Raw genomic sequence first — 16,178 nt, forward strand, 5'->3', positions numbered from 1 at the left:
CCAAGGGCTCACACCATTCCAAAGATCACAAATCGACAGTAGGTCAGGGGCGTGCGAAGGGGGGCCGTGCACGCCCGCCCGCACCGATCTCTAGGCTGACCGTCCAGCAGTACATGACAGAAGACGCACGGGGGAGAAGCAGCGGTATGGCGGAGACACGGCGGCGACTGCGTTCGAGCACGGTGGTCCTCGGCGGCATGGGCGTCCTCGCGGCGGCACTGTCCGCCTGCGGCTCCGACCCGGACCGCCGCTGCGTGGACCGGGACAGCTACGACTACATCAACGGCTACAAGATCGTCGCCGACAAGAACTGCAAGTCCGGCTCCTCCGCCACCGGCAAGAACCGCAAGAGGACCGGCAAGACCACCGCCACGAACGCCGACTGGTACTACGACGCCGACGTCAGCGGCGGCTGGGCCGACGACGGCACCTTCAGCCGCAGCGAGGCCGTCGACCGGGGCGGCTTCGGCTGCTCGGGCGGCAGCGGCGGCGGCTGACCGGACACGCGCACATGGAACGCCGCACCACCACACCCCGCCCCGGCTGGCAGCAGACCGTCGAGGAACAGGGCCTGATCTACCCCCTGACCCGCTACCCCGACGGCTCCCTGCGCGCCTACTGGGACGAGAGCGCGTACTACGTCTTCGGCCTGCCCGAGATCGAGGCCCTGGAGGAGGTGGTCGAGGAGCTGCACCGCATGTGCCTGGCGGCGGCCGAGCACATCGTCACCGAGGACCGCTTCGCCGACCTGGGCATCACCGACCCCCGCGTGGCCCGGGCGGTCGCCGAGGCCTGGCACCGCCGTGCCGAACTCCCCTCCCTCTACGGCCGTTTCGACCTCCACTACGACGGCACGGGCCCGGCCAGGCTCCTGGAGTACAACGCCGACACCCCCACGTCCCTGGTGGAGGCCGCCTCCCCCCAGTGGTTCTGGATGGAGGAGCGCTTCCCCGGCGCCGACCAGTGGAACTCCCTCCACGAGCGCCTCATCGACGCCTGGAAGAACCAGGCGGCCCTCCTGCCTCCCGGCAGTCCCCTCTACTTCGCCTACTCCTCGGCGGACGAACTGGGCGAGGACCTCATGACGGTCGCCTACCTCAAGGAGACCGCCGAGCAGGCCGGCCTGCCCACCGACTGGATCTCCATGGAGGAGATCGGCTGGGACCGCCTCTCCGGCCGCTTCGTCGACCAGCGCCTGCGCTTCATCCGCAGCGTCTTCAAGCTGTACCCCTGGGAGTGGCTCACCACCGACCGCTTCGCCGGCCACGTCCTGGACACCCTCGACAACGGCGGCGGCACCGGCTCCACCCTGTGGATCGAACCGGCCTGGAAGATGCTCCTCAGCAACAAGGCCCTGCTGGCGATCCTCTGGGAGCTCTACCCGGACCACCCCAACCTCCTGCCGGCCTACCTGGACGGCCCCCGGGACCTGACCGCCACGGGCTGGGTCGCCAAGCCGCTGCTCGGCCGCGAGGGAGCGGGCGTCACGATCCACGAGCCCGGCACGGACCCCACCCCGCGCGACGAGCCCTGCTGCTACCAGCGGCTGGCCCCGCTGCCCGACTTCGACGGCAACCGCGTGGTCCTGGGCGCCTGGGTGGTGGAGCACGAGTCGGCGGGCCTGGGCATCCGCGAGTCGTCGGGCCTGATCACGGACGAGTACGCGAGGTTCCTGCCCCACGTGATCCTCTGAGGGCCGAAACCCGCGCCCGGCCGCGCGGGGCGACCCGGTAGGCTGACCGAGGGCCGTGACTGGCGCGCTGGGATGGACGAACCATCGGGGAGCGGCCCGAACGACAAGAGCCGTGCGCCTGGGCCGTACCGTGAACGCTGAACGCAACGTCCGGAGGTCCCCATGTCAGCAGAGCTCACCCCCGCTTCCACCGCCTACCGCGCCGCCCTCGACGTCATCCGCGCCGTGGAGCCGCGCGTCGCGGACGCCATCGGCCAGGAGGTCGCCGACCAGCGCGAGATGCTCAAGCTGATCGCCTCCGAGAACTACGCCTCCCCGGCCACGCTCCTGGCGATGGGCAACTGGTTCAGCGACAAGTACGCCGAGGGCACCATCGGCCGCCGCTTCTACGCCGGCTGCCGCAACGTCGACACCGTCGAGTCCCTCGCCGCCGAGCACGCCAAGGAGCTCTTCGGCGCCCGTCACGCCTACGTCCAGCCGCACTCCGGCATCGACGCCAACCTCGTCGCCTTCTGGTCGGTCCTCGCCCAGCGCGTCGAGGTCCCGGCCCTGGAGAAGGCCGGCGCCCGCCAGGTCAACGAGCTCTCCGAGGAGGACTGGGCCGAGCTGCGCCGCGCCTTCGGCAACCAGCGCATGCTCGGCATGTCCCTGGACGCCGGCGGCCACCTCACCCACGGCTTCCGCCCGAACATCTCCGGCAAGATGTTCGACCAGCGCTCCTACGGCACCGACCCGTCCACCGGCCTGCTGGACTACGAGGCCCTGCGCGCCACGGCCCGCGAGTTCAAGCCGCTGATCATCGTCGCGGGCTACTCGGCCTACCCCCGCCTGGTGAACTTCCGGATCATGCGCGAGATCGCCGACGAGGTCGGCGCCACGCTCATGGTCGACATGGCGCACTTCGCCGGCCTGGTCGCGGGCAAGGTCCTCACCGGCGACTTCGACCCGGTCCCGCACGCCCAGATCGTGACGACGACCACCCACAAGTCGCTGCGCGGCCCCCGCGGCGGCATGGTCCTGTGCGACGACTCCCTGAAGGACCAGGTCGACCGCGGCTGCCCGATGGTCCTCGGCGGCCCGCTGCCGCACGTCATGGCCGCCAAGGCCGTGGCCCTCGCCGAGGCCCGCCAGGAGTCCTTCCGCGACTACGCCCAGCGCATCGTCGACAACTCCCGCGCCCTGGCCGAGGGCCTGATGCGCCGCGGCGCCACCCTGGTCACCGGCGGCACGGACAATCACCTGAACCTGATCGACGTCGCCTCCTCCTACGGCCTCACCGGCCGCCAGGCCGAGGCCGCCCTGCTGGAGTCGGGCATCGTCACCAACCGCAACGCGATCCCCGCCGACCCCAACGGCGCCTGGTACACCTCGGGCATCCGCATCGGCACCCCGGCCCTGACCACCCGCGGCCTCGGCACGGCCGAGATGGACGAGGTCGCCGGCCTGATCGACCGCGTCCTGACCGCCACCGAGCCGGGCACGACCAAGTCGGGCGCCCCCTCGAAGGCCGCTCACGTCCTCGACGCGAAGGTGGCGGACGAGATCTCCCACAGGGCGACCGACCTGGTCGCCGGCTTCCCCCTGTACCCGGAGATCGACCTCGGCTGAAGCGTCCCGCAAGGGGCGCGGGGAACTGCGCGACCGTCCACAGCGGTCCGCGGTTCCCCACCGCCGAAACCACCCACGGCCCTCTGAGACAATGAGCGACATGGCCTCTGACCGACCCCGCGTGCTCTCCGGTATCCAGCCCACCGCCGGCTCGTTCCACCTCGGCAACTACCTCGGTGCCGTCCGCCAGTGGGTGGCCCTGCAGGAGTCGCACGACGCGTTCTACATGGTCGTGGACCTGCACGCGATCACGGTCCCGCAGGACCCCAAGGAGCTGCGCGCGAACACCCGCCTGGCCGCCGCCCAGCTCCTCGCGGCCGGTCTCGACCCGGACCGCTGCACGCTCTTCGTGCAGAGCCACGTCCCCGAGCACGCCCAGCTCGCCTGGGTCATGAACTGCCTCACCGGCTTCGGCGAGGCGTCCCGGATGACCCAGTTCAAGGACAAGGCCGCCAAGCAGGGCGCCGACCGCGCCTCCGTCGGCCTGTTCACGTACCCGATCCTCCAGGTCGCGGACATCCTGCTCTACCAGGCGAACGAGGTCCCCGTCGGCGAGGACCAGCGCCAGCACGTCGAGCTCACCCGCGACCTCGCCGAGCGCTTCAACGGCCGCTTCGGCCCGACCTTCACCGTCCCGAAGCCGTACATCCTCAAGGAGACGGCGAAGATCTACGACCTCCAGGACCCGTCGATCAAGATGAGCAAGTCGGCGTCCACGCCGAAGGGCCTGATCAACCTCCTGGACGAGCCGAAGACCACCGCCAAGAAGGTCAAGAGCGCCGTCACGGACACGGACACGGTGATCCGCTACGACGCCGAGAACAAGCCGGGCGTCAGCAACCTCCTCACGATCTACTCGACCCTCACCGGCGAGACCGTCGGCGAGCTGGAGGAGAAGTACACCGGCAAGATGTACGGCGCGCTGAAGACGGACCTCGCCGAGATCATGGTCGAGTTCGTCACGCCGTTCCGGGAGCGCACCCAGCAGTACCTGGACGACCCCGAGTCGCTCGACGCGGTGCTGGCCAAGGGCGCCGAGAAGGCCCGCGCCGTCGCCGCCGAGACCCTCGCGCAGGCGTACGACAAGGTCGGCTTCCTGCCCGCCAAGCACTGAACGCCACCCCCGCGCACAGCCGTACCACCGAACAGCGCTGTACATCACTCCCGTTGCGCCTGCCCGTGACCCGGTCGTGGCCGTACAGTCGATAACCGGGTGGTCGTATCAGCGGCCCGCCAACCAAAACGACAGGAGACGACGTGGGGACCGTAACGATCGGTGTCTCGATCGCGGTCCCGGAGCCTCACGGCAGCGAGCTCCAGCAGCTGCGCGCGGGCTTCGGCGACGCCGCCGCTCACGGCATCCCCACGCACGTCACCCTGCTGCCGCCGACGGAGATCGACGAGGCCGCCCTGCCGGCGGTCGAGGCGCATCTGACCGAGGTCGCCGCGGCCGGCCGGCCGTTCCCGATGCGGCTGTCCGGCACCGGCACCTTCCGGCCCCTGTCGCCGGTGGTGTTCGTCCGGGTCGTCTCCGGCGCGGAGGCCTGCACCCGGCTCCAGCAGCAGGTCCGCGACCCCGCCGGGCCGATCGCCCGCGAACTGCAGTTCCCGTACCACCCGCACGTCACGGTGGCGCACGGCATCGACGAGGCCGCGATGGACCGCGCCTTCGAGGAGCTCGCCGGCTACGCGGCCGAGTGGCCCTGCACCGGCTTCGCCCTGTACGAGCAGGGCGCCGACGGCGTCTGGCGCAAGCTCCGCGAGTTCCCCTTCGGCGGCCCGGTGGTCCCGCCGCAGACCGGCCGTGTCGACCACGGCTCGGTGCCCACGCGCTGACCGCCCGCGGGCGGGACGGCGGCCTGACCGCCTCCCCGCGGCCCGGACCGCGGCCGGCGGGCACGACCCGCCCGGCGCCGGCCGATGCCGGGCGGCCCCCCACGGCCGCCGGTCCGGCGCAGCAACGAGGCGCGCGGTCCGGACGGGCCGGCGCCGGAACGTCGCCAGGGCCCCCGGGTCAGATCGGCAGGCGCCGGAACACCGCGCGCGGCAGGTGCCGCAGCGCCGCCATCACGACGCGCAGCGCGCCCGGTACCCAGACCGTCTCCGTGCGGCGGCGCAGCCCCAGCTCGACCGCCGTCGCGACCGCCTCCGGCGTGGTCGCCAGCGGCGACTCGGGCAGCCCCGCGGTCATCCGCGTCCGGACGAAGCCGGGGCGTACGACCATGACGTGCACACCCGTGCCGTGCAGCGCGTCGCCCAGGCCCTGCGCGAACGCGTCGAGGCCGGCCTTGCTGGAGCCGTAGATGAAGTTGGCGCGCCGGGCCCGCTCGCCCGCGACGGAGGACATCACGACCAGCGAGCCGTGCCCCTGCGACTGGAGCGCGCGGGCGCACACCAGGCCCGCCGAGACCGCGCCGGTGTAGTTGGTCTGCGCGACCCGCACCGCCGCCTCCGGCTCCCGTTCGTCACGGGCCTGGTCGCCGAGCAGCCCGAAGGCGAGCAGCACCAGGTCGATGTCGCCCTCGGCGAACACCTTGCCGAGCACGGCCTCGTGGGAGGCGGGGTCGAGCGCGTCGAAGGCGACGGTGTGCACGTCGGCGCCGAGGCCGCGCAGCTGCCCGGCGGCCTCCTCCAGCGCGGGTGAGGGACGGCCCGCCAGCCAGACCGTGCGGGTGCGGCGGGCGATCAGCCGACGGGCGGTGGCCAGCGCGATCTCGGACGTACCGCCGAGGACGAGCAGGGACTGGGGGAGGCCGAAGGCGTCCTTCATGACAGCTCCTAGGGGATCGCTCAGAGATGGAGGCGGCGGGCCAGGTCGGACACGAACACCCCGTGCGGGTCCAGCTCGGCGCGCAGGGCGCGGAAGTCGTCCAGGCGCGGGTACATCGCCTGGAGCAGATCCGGGCGCAGGCGGGCGTCCTTGGCGAGGTAGACGCGGCCGCCCGCGGCGGCGACCTCCTCGTCGAGCTCGTCGAGGAAGGCGCCGAGGCCGGGCAGGCCCGCCGGGATGTCCAGCGCCAGCGTCCAGCCGGGCACGGGGAAGGACAGCCAGCCCGGGTCGGACTCCCCGAACCGCTTGAGGACGGCCAGGAAGGACGGGCAGCGGCGCTCGGAGATCCGGCGCACGACACGGCGCAGGGCGTCCTCCTGGCCGTAGCCGACCACGAACTGGTACTGCACGAAGCCGCCCCGGCCGTAGACGCGGTTCCAGTGGGGGACGCCGTCCAGGGGGTGGAAGAAGGCGGAGATCCGCTGGAGTTGGCCCGTGCGTGCCCGGGGGGCCTTGCGGTACCAGAGCTCGTTGAACAGGCCCACGGTGGTCCGGGTGAGCAGGCCCTCGGGGAGGACGGCCGGGGTGGACGGCAGGCGCGAGGTGCGGAAGGACAGCGCGTCGCGGCGCAGGCGGGCGGGGAGCGCGTCCAGGGGCGCGTGATCGCCGCGGGTGAGGACCGCGCGGCCGGTGGCGGCGCCCCGGGCCAGCAGGTCGATCCAGGCGACGGAGTAGCGGTAGCGGTGGTCGGTGGCCGCCAGCCGGGCCATCAGGTCGTCGAGGTCGGCGGCGCGCTCGGTGTCGACCGACATCAGCGAGGTCTCCACCGGCTGGAGCCGGAGGGTGGCGGTGAGGATCACGCCGGTCAGGCCCATGCCGCCGGCGGTCGCGTCGAACAGCGGCGTGCCGGGGATCACCGTGTGGATCTCGCCGTCGGCGGTGAGCAGTTCGAGGGCGAGCACGTGCCGCGCGAAGGAGCCCGAGACGTGGTGGTTCTTGCCGTGGATGTCGGCGCCGATCGCCCCGCCGACGGTGACGTACCGGGTGCCGGGCGTGACCGGCACGAACCAGCCGAGGGGCAGCAGCACCTCCATCAGGCGGTGCAGGGAGACGCCCGCGTCGCACAGCACGGTGCCGCCGTCGGCGTCGATCGCGTGCACCCGGTCCAGGCCCGTCATGTCGAGCACGGCCCCGCCCGCGTTCTGCGCCGCGTCCCCGTACGCCCGGCCCAGGCCCCGGGGGATCCCGCCGCGCTCCCCGCACTGCCGGACGGCCGCCGCGGCCTCCTCGTACGTCCTCGGGCGGATCAGCCGGGCGGCGGTCGGAGCGGTGCGGCCCCAGCCGGTGACGGTGGTGTGGTCCAGGCCCATGACGTCGGGGGCGTGATCGGGGACGGATTCGGTGTCGGCAGACATGTCGGTGACCGTATCGCCCTAGTGTGGGCGATGAGTTCGGGAACATGGCATCCCTCCCCGAAATGGGTGATTAATGGGATGTCGCTCAATATTGCCGGAGTTCAGGCGAGTCGGGCGTGAACAGTGAGTCCACATGGACGACCTCGACGACCTGCACGACATGGACCACCGGATCGTTTCGGCGCTCAGGGCGTGCGGCACCGACCCGCGCGTGGCCGACGCCGCGCGCGCCCTGTCCTGGGCGGGGGAGCACGCTGCGCTGTGGCTGGCCGCGGGCCTCGCCGGAGCCGCCGTCGACCGCGGGAGACGCGCCGCCTGGCTGCGCGGCACGGCCCTCACCGCCGGGGCGCACCTCGTCTCCATGGGGGTGAAACGGGTCGTGCGCCGCCCGCGCCCGGCGCACGTCGACCCCCTGGTGCGCACCGCCGGGCGGCACTCCTTCCCCAGCTCGCACGCCACCTCGTCCGCGGCCGCCGCCGTCGCCTTCGGCGCCCTGGGCCTGCGCGCGGCCGGGCCGCTCGCCGCCGCCGTGTGCGTCTCGCGCCTGGTCGCGGGCGTCCACTACCCCTCGGACGTCGCCGCCGGGGCGGCCCTCGGCGCCCTCACGGCCCGGCTCGGCGCCCGCTGGATGACGGGAGGCGGCCACCATGACTGAGACGGCCGTCCTGCACCGGCGCGCCCCCGAGCAGCCGCCCGCGCCCTCCCGCACGGGCGGTCTGCTGACCGGTCTGCTCAGGACCGCGCGCCCCAAGCAGTGGGTCAAGAACGTCCTCGTGGTCGCCGCCCCGGCCGCCGCGGGAGAGCTCTTCTCCCGGCACGCCCTGACGCAACTGGCCCTGGTGTTCGTCCTGTTCACCGCCTGCGCCGCCGCCGTCTACCTGGTCAACGACGCCCGCGACGCCGACGCCGACCGCGCCCACCCCGTCAAGCGGCACCGCCCGGTCGCCGCCGGACAGGTCCCCGTCCCCGTCGCCTACGCCGTCGGCGGCCTGCTCGGCGTCCTCGCCCCGGTCGCCGCGGCCCGGCTGTGCGGCCCGGCCGTCGCCGCCCTGCTGACCGCCTACCTCGCCATGCAACTGGCCTACTGCATCAGCCTCAAGCACGTCCTGGTCGTCGACCTCGCCGTCGTCACCACCGGGTTCCTGATGCGCGCCATGGTCGGCGGGCTCGCCCTCGGCATCCCGCTGTCGCGCTGGTTCCTGATCACGACCGGGTTCGGCGCGCTGTTCATGGTGTCGGCCAAGCGCTACTCGGAGGCCGTGCAGATGGCCGGCAAGGCGGGCGCCACCCGCGCGTTGCTCACCGAGTACACCACCGGCTACCTCCGTTTCGTCTGGCAGCTCGCGGCCGGAGTCGCCGTCCTCGGCTACTGCCTGTGGGCCATGGAGGAGGGCGGCGTCCCGCACACCAGCGTGCTGCCCTGGCGGCAACTGTCCATGGTGGCCTTCATCCTGGCGATCCTGCGCTACGCCGTCTTCGCCGACCGAGGCACCGCCGGCGAACCCGAGGACGTCGTCCTGCGCGACCGGGCGCTCGCCCTCATCGGCGTGGTCTGGGTGGCCATGTACGCCCTGGCGGTGGCCAATTGGTGACCGCCCGCGCCTGGTGGGGCCCCGCGCCCCCGCTGCGCCGGGAACTGCTGGGCTTCGCAGGTGTCGGTCTGGTCGCCTACGCGGTCGACCTCGCCCTGTTCACCTTCCTGCGCGGCCCCGCCGGACTCGGCCCGCTGACCGCCAAGGCCCTGTCCTTCCTGGCCGCCTGCGCGGTCGCCTACACCGGCAACGCCCTGGGCACCTACCGGGCCGCGCGGCCCCGGGGCCTGCGCCCCTGCGCCCTGTTCCTCGCGGTCAACCTGGCCGGGGCCGCCGTCCAGCTGCTCTGCCTCGCCGTCAGCCACTACGGCCTCGGACTGACCTCGCAGCGCGCCGACACCGTCTCCGGCGCGGTCGTCGGCATGGCACTGGCCACAGTCCTGCGGTTCTGGGGTACCCGGACATGGGTGTTCCGGGCGGAGGGCAGAGTCGGATCATGGACTGGCTGAAAAGACTCCCGGTGATCGGGCCGTGGGCGGAGCGGCTGATGATCACGCACGCGTGGCGGTCGTACGAGCGGCTGGACCGCGTGAAGTGGACGCGGCTGGCCGCCGCGATGACCTTCACGAGCTTCGTCGCGCTGTTCCCGCTGCTCACGGTCTCGGCCACCATCGCCGCCGCCACGCTCAGCACCGGCCAGCAGGACCAGCTGCAGGACAAGATCGCCGAGCAGGTGCCCGGCATCTCCGACCAGCTGGACATCGCCGGGCTGGTGGAGAACGCCGGCACCATCGGGCTCATCGCCGGCGCGCTGCTGTTCTTCACCGGCGTCAGCTGGGCCGGCTCGATGCGCGAGTGCCTGCGGGCGGTGTGGGAACTGCCCGACGACGAGGAGAACCCGGCCGTGCGCTACGGCAAGGACGCGGGGGTCCTGATGGGCCTGGGCGGCGCGCTCCTGGTCACCATCGCCGCCTCCGCCGTCGCCTCCGCGATGATCGGCTGGATCATCCGGGAGCTGGGCATCGACGAGGGCGGCTGGGGCGGTGTCCTGCTGCACGTCGCAGCGTTCCTGATCGCCGTCCTCGCGAACTTCCTGCTCCTGCTGTACGTCCTGACGCTGCTGCCCGGCGTCGAGCCGACGCGCCACCGCCTGGTCGTGGCCGCACTGACCGGCGCGGTCGGCTTCGAACTGCTGAAGCTGCTGCTCAGCGGCTATCTGCAGGGCGTGGCGGCGAAGAGCATGTACGGCGCCTTCGGCGTGCCCGTCGCGCTGCTGCTGTGGATCAACTTCACCTCGAAGCTGGTGCTGTTCTGCGCCTCCTGGACGGCGACGCAGAGCAAGCAGGACGAGGTACCCGAGCTCACGGGCGGCTCCGGCGGCGCACCAGATCCGGCAGCGGCCACCGGCGGTTGACCAGGAACGCGCCGCCCGCGAGCAGCAGCAGCGCGCCCCCGGTGACGCCGAGCGCGACGCCGATGCCGCTGGAGCCCTCGGCGACGGGGGCGCTGGCCACCGGCTCGGAACCGGCCCCGGCCGTGCCCTTCGTGCCGTCCCCGGAGCCCCCGGCCTCGCCGGAGGGGTTCGCGTCCGGCTGCGCACCGGCCTGCGCGGCGCTCCTCGGCGGCACCAGCTCGCCCACCGGCTGGACCTTCCCGGCCGCCTTGAAGCCCCAGTCGAACAGCCGGGCGGTCTCCTTGTAGACCTCGTTGTGCTCGTCCTTCTCCGGGTTCATCACCGTCACCAGCAGCACCTTGCCGCCCCGCTCGGCGACCCCGGTGAAGGTGGCGCCCGCGTTGGTGGTGTTGCCGTTCTTGACGCCGGCGATGCCCTGGTAGACGGGCACGTCCGAGTCGCCGGAGAGCAGCCGGTTGGTGTTCTGGATCTCGAAGGGCTTGCGGACCTTCTTGCCCTTCTTGTCCTTCTTCGTCTCACCCGGGAACTTGGCGGTGACCGTCGAGGCGTACTCGCGGAAGTCCTTCTTCTGCATCCCGGACCGGGCGATCAGCGTCAGGTCGTAGGCCGACGAGACCTGCCCCTCCGCGTCGTACCCGTCGGGGCTGACGACGTGGGTGTCGAGGGCCTGGAGCTCCTCGGCGTGCTCGTTCATCTCCCTGACGGTGTTCTCGACGCCCTTGTTCATCGCGGACAGCACGTGCACCGCGTCGTTGCCGGAGCGCAGGAAGACGCCCAGCCACAGGTCGTGGACGGTGTAGGTCTCGTCCTCCTTTATGCCGACCATGCTGGAGCCCGGGCCGATACCGGCCAGGTCGGAGGGCACGACCTTGTGCTTCTCGGTCGCCGGGAACTTCGGCAGCAGCGTGTCCGCGAACAGCATCTTCAGCGTGCTGGCCGGGGCGAGGCGCCAGTGCGCGTTGTGCGCGGCCAGCACGTCACCGGTCTCGGCGTCGGCGACGATCCAGGAGCGGGCGCTCACGTCCTTCGGCAGCACCGGCACGCCGCTCGCCAGGTTCACCTGGGTCCCCGGCTGCCCCAGCCGGGCGCCGCCCACGGTCGACATCGAGGCCGGGGGAGTGGCCGAGGGGCTCGCCGACGGACTGCCCGAGGGCTTGGGGGCCGCGACGGCGGGCACGGCCAGGGCGAGGGACGACAGGACGGCGGAGGCGACCAGCAGGGAGCGCCGGACGGTCTTCTTCGGTGCGGGCACGGTCGGAAACGTACATGCCGTGGGGGAGGAAGTCCCGCCTCCGGCTCCACCCCGGGGAAGGAACCGGACAGGCTCTGGCGATACTGGTCTCATGAAGCTCAGCCGCCCCGTGTCCTGGTTCCTGCTCGCCTTCGGGGTGTGGAGCTGGGTCATCTGGATCACTTTCGTCAAGAACCTTGTCAAGGACAGCAGCGGGCTCGCGTTCGACGACGGTCGTCCCACGGCGTACTTCTGGGTGCACCTGCTGCTCGCCGTCGTCTCCTTCGTATTGGGGACGGTCGTCGGGGCCATCGGGTTGCGTGGTCTGCGCGCACTGCGCCGGACGTCATAACGGCAATCGGGAGACACGACACCGTGGCCATCGTTTTCGTACTCGTCGCACTGCTGGTCCTGGCCGTGATGGTCACGGCCAACTGGTACGTGTGGCGCCGCCTGTTCCGCGACACGACCCGCGGCCCGGGCCCGGCCCGCCGCGCGGGGGCGGTGCTGGTCGCCGGCGGCTGGGCCCTCGCGATCACGGCCCTGGTCGCGGAGCGCACCGGCGCCCCCTTCTGGCTCCAGCAGGTCCTCGCCTGGCCGGGCTTCCTGTGGCTGGCGCTGTCGATGTACCTGCTGCTGGCGGTACTCGTGGGCGAGGCCGTACGACCGCTGCTGCGGCGCTACCTGGAGCGGCGGGACGCGGCGCGGGAGCGGAACCACGAGGCCGGCCCGGTCCCGGCGGCGGCCGCCGCGCAGGCCGAGAAGGTCGCCGTGCCGGGGGGAGCGTCCGCCCCCGCGGCGGCCGACGCGCCGCTCGCCCCCGCCCCCGCCCCCGCCCCCGGCGACGCCGGCCGCCCGCCCGCCCCCGCGGACCCGTCCGCCGCCCCCGCGCCCACCGGCCCCTCCCGCCGTCTCTTCGTCTCCCGGGTCGTCGCCGGCACGGCCGCCGCCGCTGCCGTCGGCACCGTCGGCTACGGCACGTACGGCGTGCTGCGCGGCCCGAAGGTCAAGCGGGTCACCGTGCCGCTGGCCAAGCTGCCGCGCGGCGCGCACGGGTACCGCATCGCCGTGGTCAGCGACGTGCACCTCGGCCCGGTCCTGGGCCGCGGCTTCGCGCAGAAGGTCGTCGACACGATCAACGCGACGCAGCCCGACCTCATCGCGGTCGTCGGCGACCTGGTCGACGGCAGCGTGAAGGACCTGGGCCCCGCCGCGGCCCCGCTGGCCCAGCTGAGGGCCCGTCACGGCTCGTACTTCGTCACCGGCAACCACGAGTACTTCTCCGGCGCCGAACAGTGGGTCGAGGAGGTCCGGCGGCTCGGCCTCACGCCCCTGGAGAACGCCCGCCGGGAACTGCCGTACTTCGACCTGGCCGGGGTCAACGACATCGCCGGCGAGGACGAGGGCCAGGGCCCCGACTTCGCGCGGGCGCTCGGCGACCGGGACCGGGCCCGCGCGTGCGTGCTGCTCGCCCACCAGCCCGTCCAGATCCACGACGCCGTCGACCACGGCGTCGACCTCCAGCTCTCCGGCCACACCCACGGCGGCCAGCTCTGGCCCGGCAACCTCGTCGCCTCCGGCGCCAACCCCACCCTCGCGGGCCTGGAGCGCTACGGCGACACCCAGCTGTACGTCTCGCGCGGCGCCGGCGCGTGGGGCCCGCCGACCCGGGTGGGGGCGCCGTCGGACATCACGGTGATCGAACTGGCGTCCAAGCAGGCGTGACCGGGTGGCACGGCGTGACGCACGCTAAGCCTGCGGCACCCGGCCCTCGGGCCCCGGGGCCGGGGACACCGCCGGCGTCTGTTCGTCGCGCCGCCACGTGAGCTGCACCTGAAGGTGACCCCGGGCGCCGGTCCGGGCCAGGACCGCGCCCACTTCGGCGTCGAGCTGGATGCCGAAGTCGACGGTGACCTCGTCGGGCCGCTGGGGCAGGTCGCGCATGCGCCGGATGGTGAGCGCCGCGACCGAGCGCACCTGCTCCAGCGCCGCGGCGAAGGAACCGGTGGCCCGGGCCACCAGGTCGGACGGTGTGGCCGCGTCCACCACCCCACCGTCGGCCCGCTCCAGTTCGGCGACGACCCAGTCGCCGTCACCCAGGTCGAAACGCACCAGAGTTCCCACGCATCCCCCTGAAACAGCCGGTCCGAAAGGTAGGCCCACGGTAGCGAGCCGAGGGCCCGGTGGCAGCGCAAGTCGTGGCTGAAGCAGGGCGGTTGGAAAGAATCCGGCCGTCGTGGCCGCCGGGGGCCCTTTCGACATGGCTCTTCGCGGGTCACTATGGAAAGAGCGCCTGCGCTTGGCCGGGCCGCGGGCCGGAGCCGACAGGGGGAAGTCTGACGTGAGGTTGTCTGCGACCGAGATCGAGACCGACCTCGTCGATCTCAGCGGTTGGGGTCTCGGGGAGGTCATGGCACTCAGTGACCCCCAGCTCGTTCAGGCGCAGAGCACGCTGCTCAGGCACCTCGTGGATCACGCGGTCGGGCTGAGGGGTGGCGACGGTCAGGGAAGTCCGTACTTCGCCGCCCCGCAGCATGACCAGGAGGAGCCCGCCGCCGCACGGGAGCACCCGCCGGAGCCCGGCCCGCCGCCGGCCCCTGAAGCCCCGTGCTGAGCAGCCACCGGACCCCGGTCGGCGATCTGGACGAGGTCGCGACCGGTCGGCTCACGGCCGGCTCCGTGGCGCGCATCGCCTCGGTGGAACGCAGCCGGCGGCTGCTGATGTTCCGCGCCATCGCCGCCGCCGAGCCGGAGGCCGCCGCCGACGGCAGCCCGCTGCCTCCGGTGGCCGAGGCGTTCGACGTACTCGCTCAGGCGGAACGATTCTGCCCGGAGGCGGTCCTCGCGATCCTGTCCCACCCGCCGGTGGGCGTGTGGACGGTCAGCGCCCTGCGACACCTGCGGGACGGCGGGACGGCGAGCCGCGAGCCGCCCTTGTGGCACCTGCTCGGATACGCCCACGCCCTGGCCGGTGCGGCAGCGCTGCGCAGCGGCCTGCCCGGGGTGCTCCGCGTCCCCGCGACGGCCGGCACGGTCACACTGCCGACCGTGGGACAAGCCGTGTTCCCGGGGAAGCCGGCCGGCTACGACGTCGCCCTGCTCCACGTCACCGGACGCGAGACCGCCACCCTCTCCCTGGGAGGGCAGTGCCTGTCGATACGGGCCGGTCACGGCCGGTCCCCGGCCCGCACGGCACCCTCGCCCGCGGTGTGGCTGCCGCCGAGGCGGCTGGCCGGGAGCGCAGGCTCCGCACCGGGGCCGGACCTGCTCCTGGAGGACACCGATCCCTACCGGGACTTCCGCTCCCCGCCGACGGCGTGCGCACCGCTGACCGACGACGAGGCGGACCGGTGGCGCCAACTCCTGCGCGTCGCCTCGGACATCCTCTTCCTCAGGCACCCGCACGCGGCGCGGATGGTGTCCCTGATGCTGCGGGCGGTGGTGCCCCTGCCCGCCATGCCCCGTTTCCGGACGGCGAGCGCCTCCTACTCCGAAGCCGTGGGCAGCGCCCTCATCAGCCTCCCCCAGGACGGCGTCGACCTCGCTGTGACACTGGTCCATGAGGCGAGGCACTCCGCGCTCAACGGGCTCGACCATCAGGTCCGGCTCGTCGAACCGCCCGCGCCGGGACAGCAGGAGGCCCTCTTCTACGCGCCGTGGCGCATGGACGCGCGGCCCCTGTGGGGAATCCTGCACGGTTCGTACGCCTTCACCGGTGTGGCGGAGTTCTGGCGCACCGAACGGACGGCGCTCAGCGGGCCCGCGGCCGGCCTCGCCCACTTCGAGTACGCGGTGCTGCGGGACGCGCTGACCGAGGTGCTCACGGCGCTCCCCACCCGGCCCGGCATCACCGAGTGGGGACGGCGCTTCGTCGGGCACCTGGTGAAGCAGACCGCGCCCTGGCGGCACGATCACGTGCCGGACGAGCCGCTCTCGCTGGCCCGCACCGAGCTGGCGGACCTCAGGGCGACCTGGCGCATGCGCCACCTGTGTCCGCAACCGCCCGCCTGCGTCCGTCTGGCCGACCGGTGGCTGGACGGCGCGCCGGCCGAGGAGGGGACCGCCCCCCGGTCGGCCATGCGCGACGCCCCGCTGTTCCGCTGGTCCGAGCCGCGCGGGGAGTTACGCCGCGTCCTGCTCGCGGAAGGACCGTCCGCCGTGCGGGGGGCGCCCGGGTCGGGCGCGCCTCCGGTTCCGTACGACCGCGAACCCGCCCTGCTCGCCGTCGACCGGCTCCTGCTGAGCGGAGAGGCGGCCGACGCGCGGCACGCCTACGGCAAGGTGCTTGCCGAGGACCCCGACCGACCCGCTGCCTGGGTCGGCCTGGGCCTCGCGCTGGACGCCGCCGGGCAGCACCCGGCTGCCCGCGCGCTGCTGCGTCGCCCGGAGGTGGTGCGCGCGGTGGCCCTGACGATCCGTGCCCGTACCGGGTGCGCTCCCGACCCCGAAGGGCTGGCCCGGTGGCTCGGACGCGTACCCGGGCTGTGCGCGTCCGATGGCCACGGCTGAGCCCCG

At 73.1% G+C, this 16,178-nt stretch carries 16 protein-coding genes and 1 riboswitch; of the genes, 12 read left to right on the forward strand and 4 right to left on the reverse strand.

The genetic code is table 11. The annotated features are described in order from the left end of the window. The first annotated feature begins 146 nt into the window (after positions 1-146). From ACPXCS_RS22045 to ACPXCS_RS22065, 5 genes are all read left to right on the forward strand, one after another. Positions 147-497, forward strand: coding sequence for a hypothetical protein (locus tag ACPXCS_RS22045; protein WP_425948391.1), 351 nt, complete (start codon positions 147-149; stop codon positions 495-497). A 14-nt stretch (positions 498-511) separates the two neighbouring features. Beyond that, on the forward strand, positions 512-1,693 hold the full coding sequence (locus tag ACPXCS_RS22050; protein WP_425948390.1) for a glutathionylspermidine synthase family protein: 1,182 nt from the start codon (positions 512-514) through the stop codon (positions 1,691-1,693). A 45-nt stretch (positions 1,694-1,738) separates the two neighbouring features. After that, positions 1,739-1,824, forward strand: a riboswitch (ZMP/ZTP riboswitch). A gap of 31 nt (positions 1,825-1,855) precedes the next feature. Continuing rightward, positions 1,856-3,301, forward strand: a complete 1,446-nt coding sequence (locus tag ACPXCS_RS22055) for a glycine hydroxymethyltransferase (protein ID WP_425948389.1) — start codon at positions 1,856-1,858, stop codon at positions 3,299-3,301. A 100-nt stretch (positions 3,302-3,401) separates the two neighbouring features. Further along, positions 3,402-4,415, forward strand: a complete 1,014-nt coding sequence (gene trpS, locus ACPXCS_RS22060) for a tryptophan--tRNA ligase (RefSeq protein ID WP_425948387.1) — start codon at positions 3,402-3,404, stop codon at positions 4,413-4,415. Positions 4,416-4,558: 143 nt separating this feature from the next. After that, positions 4,559-5,137, forward strand: coding sequence for a 2'-5' RNA ligase family protein (locus ACPXCS_RS22065; RefSeq protein ID WP_425948385.1), 579 nt, complete (start codon positions 4,559-4,561; stop codon positions 5,135-5,137). A gap of 178 nt (positions 5,138-5,315) precedes the next feature. Here the strand turns inward: ACPXCS_RS22065 and ACPXCS_RS22070 are convergent, their stop codons facing one another. Both ACPXCS_RS22070 and ACPXCS_RS22075 read right to left on the reverse strand, forming a co-directional pair. Beyond that, on the reverse strand, positions 5,316-6,071 hold the full coding sequence (locus ACPXCS_RS22070; protein WP_425948383.1) for a decaprenylphospho-beta-D-erythro-pentofuranosid-2-ulose 2-reductase: 756 nt from the start codon (positions 6,069-6,071) through the stop codon (positions 5,316-5,318). A gap of 20 nt (positions 6,072-6,091) precedes the next feature. After that, positions 6,092-7,486 (reverse strand): FAD-binding protein, encoded by a 1,395-nt coding sequence (locus tag ACPXCS_RS22075; RefSeq protein WP_425948381.1) that lies wholly within the window; start codon positions 7,484-7,486, stop codon positions 6,092-6,094. 133 nt (positions 7,487-7,619) lie between these two features. Between ACPXCS_RS22075 and ACPXCS_RS22080 the strand changes: the two genes are divergently transcribed. From ACPXCS_RS22080 to ACPXCS_RS22095, 4 genes are read left to right on the forward strand one after another with little or no spacing between them, the layout of a single operon-like run. Beyond that, positions 7,620-8,141: a phosphatase PAP2 family protein gene (locus ACPXCS_RS22080; RefSeq protein WP_425948380.1), complete on the forward strand. Its 522-nt coding sequence runs from the start codon at positions 7,620-7,622 to the stop codon at positions 8,139-8,141. After that, complete coding sequence (locus ACPXCS_RS22085) at positions 8,134-9,078, forward strand: decaprenyl-phosphate phosphoribosyltransferase (protein WP_425948378.1); 945 nt, start codon at positions 8,134-8,136, stop codon at positions 9,076-9,078. The genes ACPXCS_RS22080 and ACPXCS_RS22085 overlap by 8 nt, the downstream gene beginning before the upstream one ends. Then, a complete protein-coding gene (locus ACPXCS_RS22090; protein ID WP_425948376.1) occupies positions 9,075-9,527 on the forward strand; it encodes a GtrA family protein in 453 nt (150 codons plus the stop codon). The genes ACPXCS_RS22085 and ACPXCS_RS22090 overlap by 4 nt, the downstream gene beginning before the upstream one ends. Next, a complete protein-coding gene (locus ACPXCS_RS22095; RefSeq protein WP_425948374.1) occupies positions 9,515-10,432 on the forward strand; it encodes a YihY/virulence factor BrkB family protein in 918 nt (305 codons plus the stop codon). Before ACPXCS_RS22090 ends, ACPXCS_RS22095 begins: the two co-directional genes overlap by 13 nt. Here ACPXCS_RS22095 and ACPXCS_RS22100 read toward each other — a convergent pair. Further along, entirely contained in the window at positions 10,380-11,684 is a 1,305-nt protein-coding gene (locus ACPXCS_RS22100; protein ID WP_425948372.1) for a D-alanyl-D-alanine carboxypeptidase family protein, read from the reverse strand. The two genes, ACPXCS_RS22095 and ACPXCS_RS22100, sit on opposite strands and share 53 nt — an antisense overlap. A 91-nt stretch (positions 11,685-11,775) precedes the next feature. Here ACPXCS_RS22100 and ACPXCS_RS22105 point away from each other — a divergent pair, with 91 nt between their 5' ends. Then, positions 11,776-12,015 (forward strand): SCO4848 family membrane protein, encoded by a 240-nt coding sequence (locus tag ACPXCS_RS22105; RefSeq protein ID WP_383324869.1) that lies wholly within the window; start codon positions 11,776-11,778, stop codon positions 12,013-12,015. A gap of 23 nt (positions 12,016-12,038) precedes the next feature. Continuing rightward, the gene (locus tag ACPXCS_RS22110) at positions 12,039-13,388 is read left to right on the forward strand and encodes a metallophosphoesterase (protein WP_425948370.1); all 1,350 of its coding nucleotides are present in this window, start codon (positions 12,039-12,041) and stop codon (positions 13,386-13,388) included. 24 nt (positions 13,389-13,412) lie between these two features. Here ACPXCS_RS22110 and ACPXCS_RS22115 read toward each other — a convergent pair whose 3' ends face one another. Next, positions 13,413-13,787: a CU044_2847 family protein gene (locus ACPXCS_RS22115; RefSeq protein WP_425948368.1), complete on the reverse strand. Its 375-nt coding sequence runs from the start codon at positions 13,785-13,787 to the stop codon at positions 13,413-13,415. Between the two features lie 483 nt (positions 13,788-14,270). Here ACPXCS_RS22115 and ACPXCS_RS22120 point away from each other — a divergent pair, with 483 nt between their 5' ends. Next, positions 14,271-16,172, forward strand: a complete 1,902-nt coding sequence (locus ACPXCS_RS22120) for an aKG-HExxH-type peptide beta-hydroxylase (RefSeq protein ID WP_425948367.1) — start codon at positions 14,271-14,273, stop codon at positions 16,170-16,172. Positions 16,173-16,178 lie beyond the last annotated feature (6 nt).

It is taken from the genome of Streptomyces sp. DT190 (assembly GCF_049846985.1).
Classification (GTDB): Bacteria; Actinomycetota; Actinomycetes; order Streptomycetales; family Streptomycetaceae; genus Streptomyces.

What these genes read in the sequence shown, in the direction of transcription:
- ACPXCS_RS22095 (WP_425948374.1), top strand. Translation starts at nt 9,515, where the DNA reads ATGGACTGGCTGAAAAGACTCCCGGTGATCGGGCCGTGGGCGGAGCGG.
- ACPXCS_RS22080 (WP_425948380.1), top strand. Translation starts at nt 7,620, where the DNA reads ATGGACGACCTCGACGACCTGCACGACATGGACCACCGGATCGTTTCG.
- trpS (WP_425948387.1), top strand. Translation starts at nt 3,402, where the DNA reads ATGGCCTCTGACCGACCCCGCGTGCTCTCCGGTATCCAGCCCACCGCC.
- ACPXCS_RS22085 (WP_425948378.1), top strand. Translation starts at nt 8,134, where the DNA reads ATGACTGAGACGGCCGTCCTGCACCGGCGCGCCCCCGAGCAGCCGCCC.
- ACPXCS_RS22070 (WP_425948383.1), bottom strand. Translation starts at nt 6,071, where the DNA reads ATGAAGGACGCCTTCGGCCTCCCCCAGTCCCTGCTCGTCCTCGGCGGT.
- ACPXCS_RS22050 (WP_425948390.1), top strand. Translation starts at nt 512, where the DNA reads ATGGAACGCCGCACCACCACACCCCGCCCCGGCTGGCAGCAGACCGTC.
- ACPXCS_RS22055 (WP_425948389.1), top strand. Translation starts at nt 1,856, where the DNA reads ATGTCAGCAGAGCTCACCCCCGCTTCCACCGCCTACCGCGCCGCCCTC.
- ACPXCS_RS22075 (WP_425948381.1), bottom strand. Translation starts at nt 7,486, where the DNA reads ATGTCTGCCGACACCGAATCCGTCCCCGATCACGCCCCCGACGTCATG.
- ACPXCS_RS22045 (WP_425948391.1), top strand. Translation starts at nt 147, where the DNA reads ATGGCGGAGACACGGCGGCGACTGCGTTCGAGCACGGTGGTCCTCGGC.
- ACPXCS_RS22105 (WP_383324869.1), top strand. Translation starts at nt 11,776, where the DNA reads ATGAAGCTCAGCCGCCCCGTGTCCTGGTTCCTGCTCGCCTTCGGGGTG.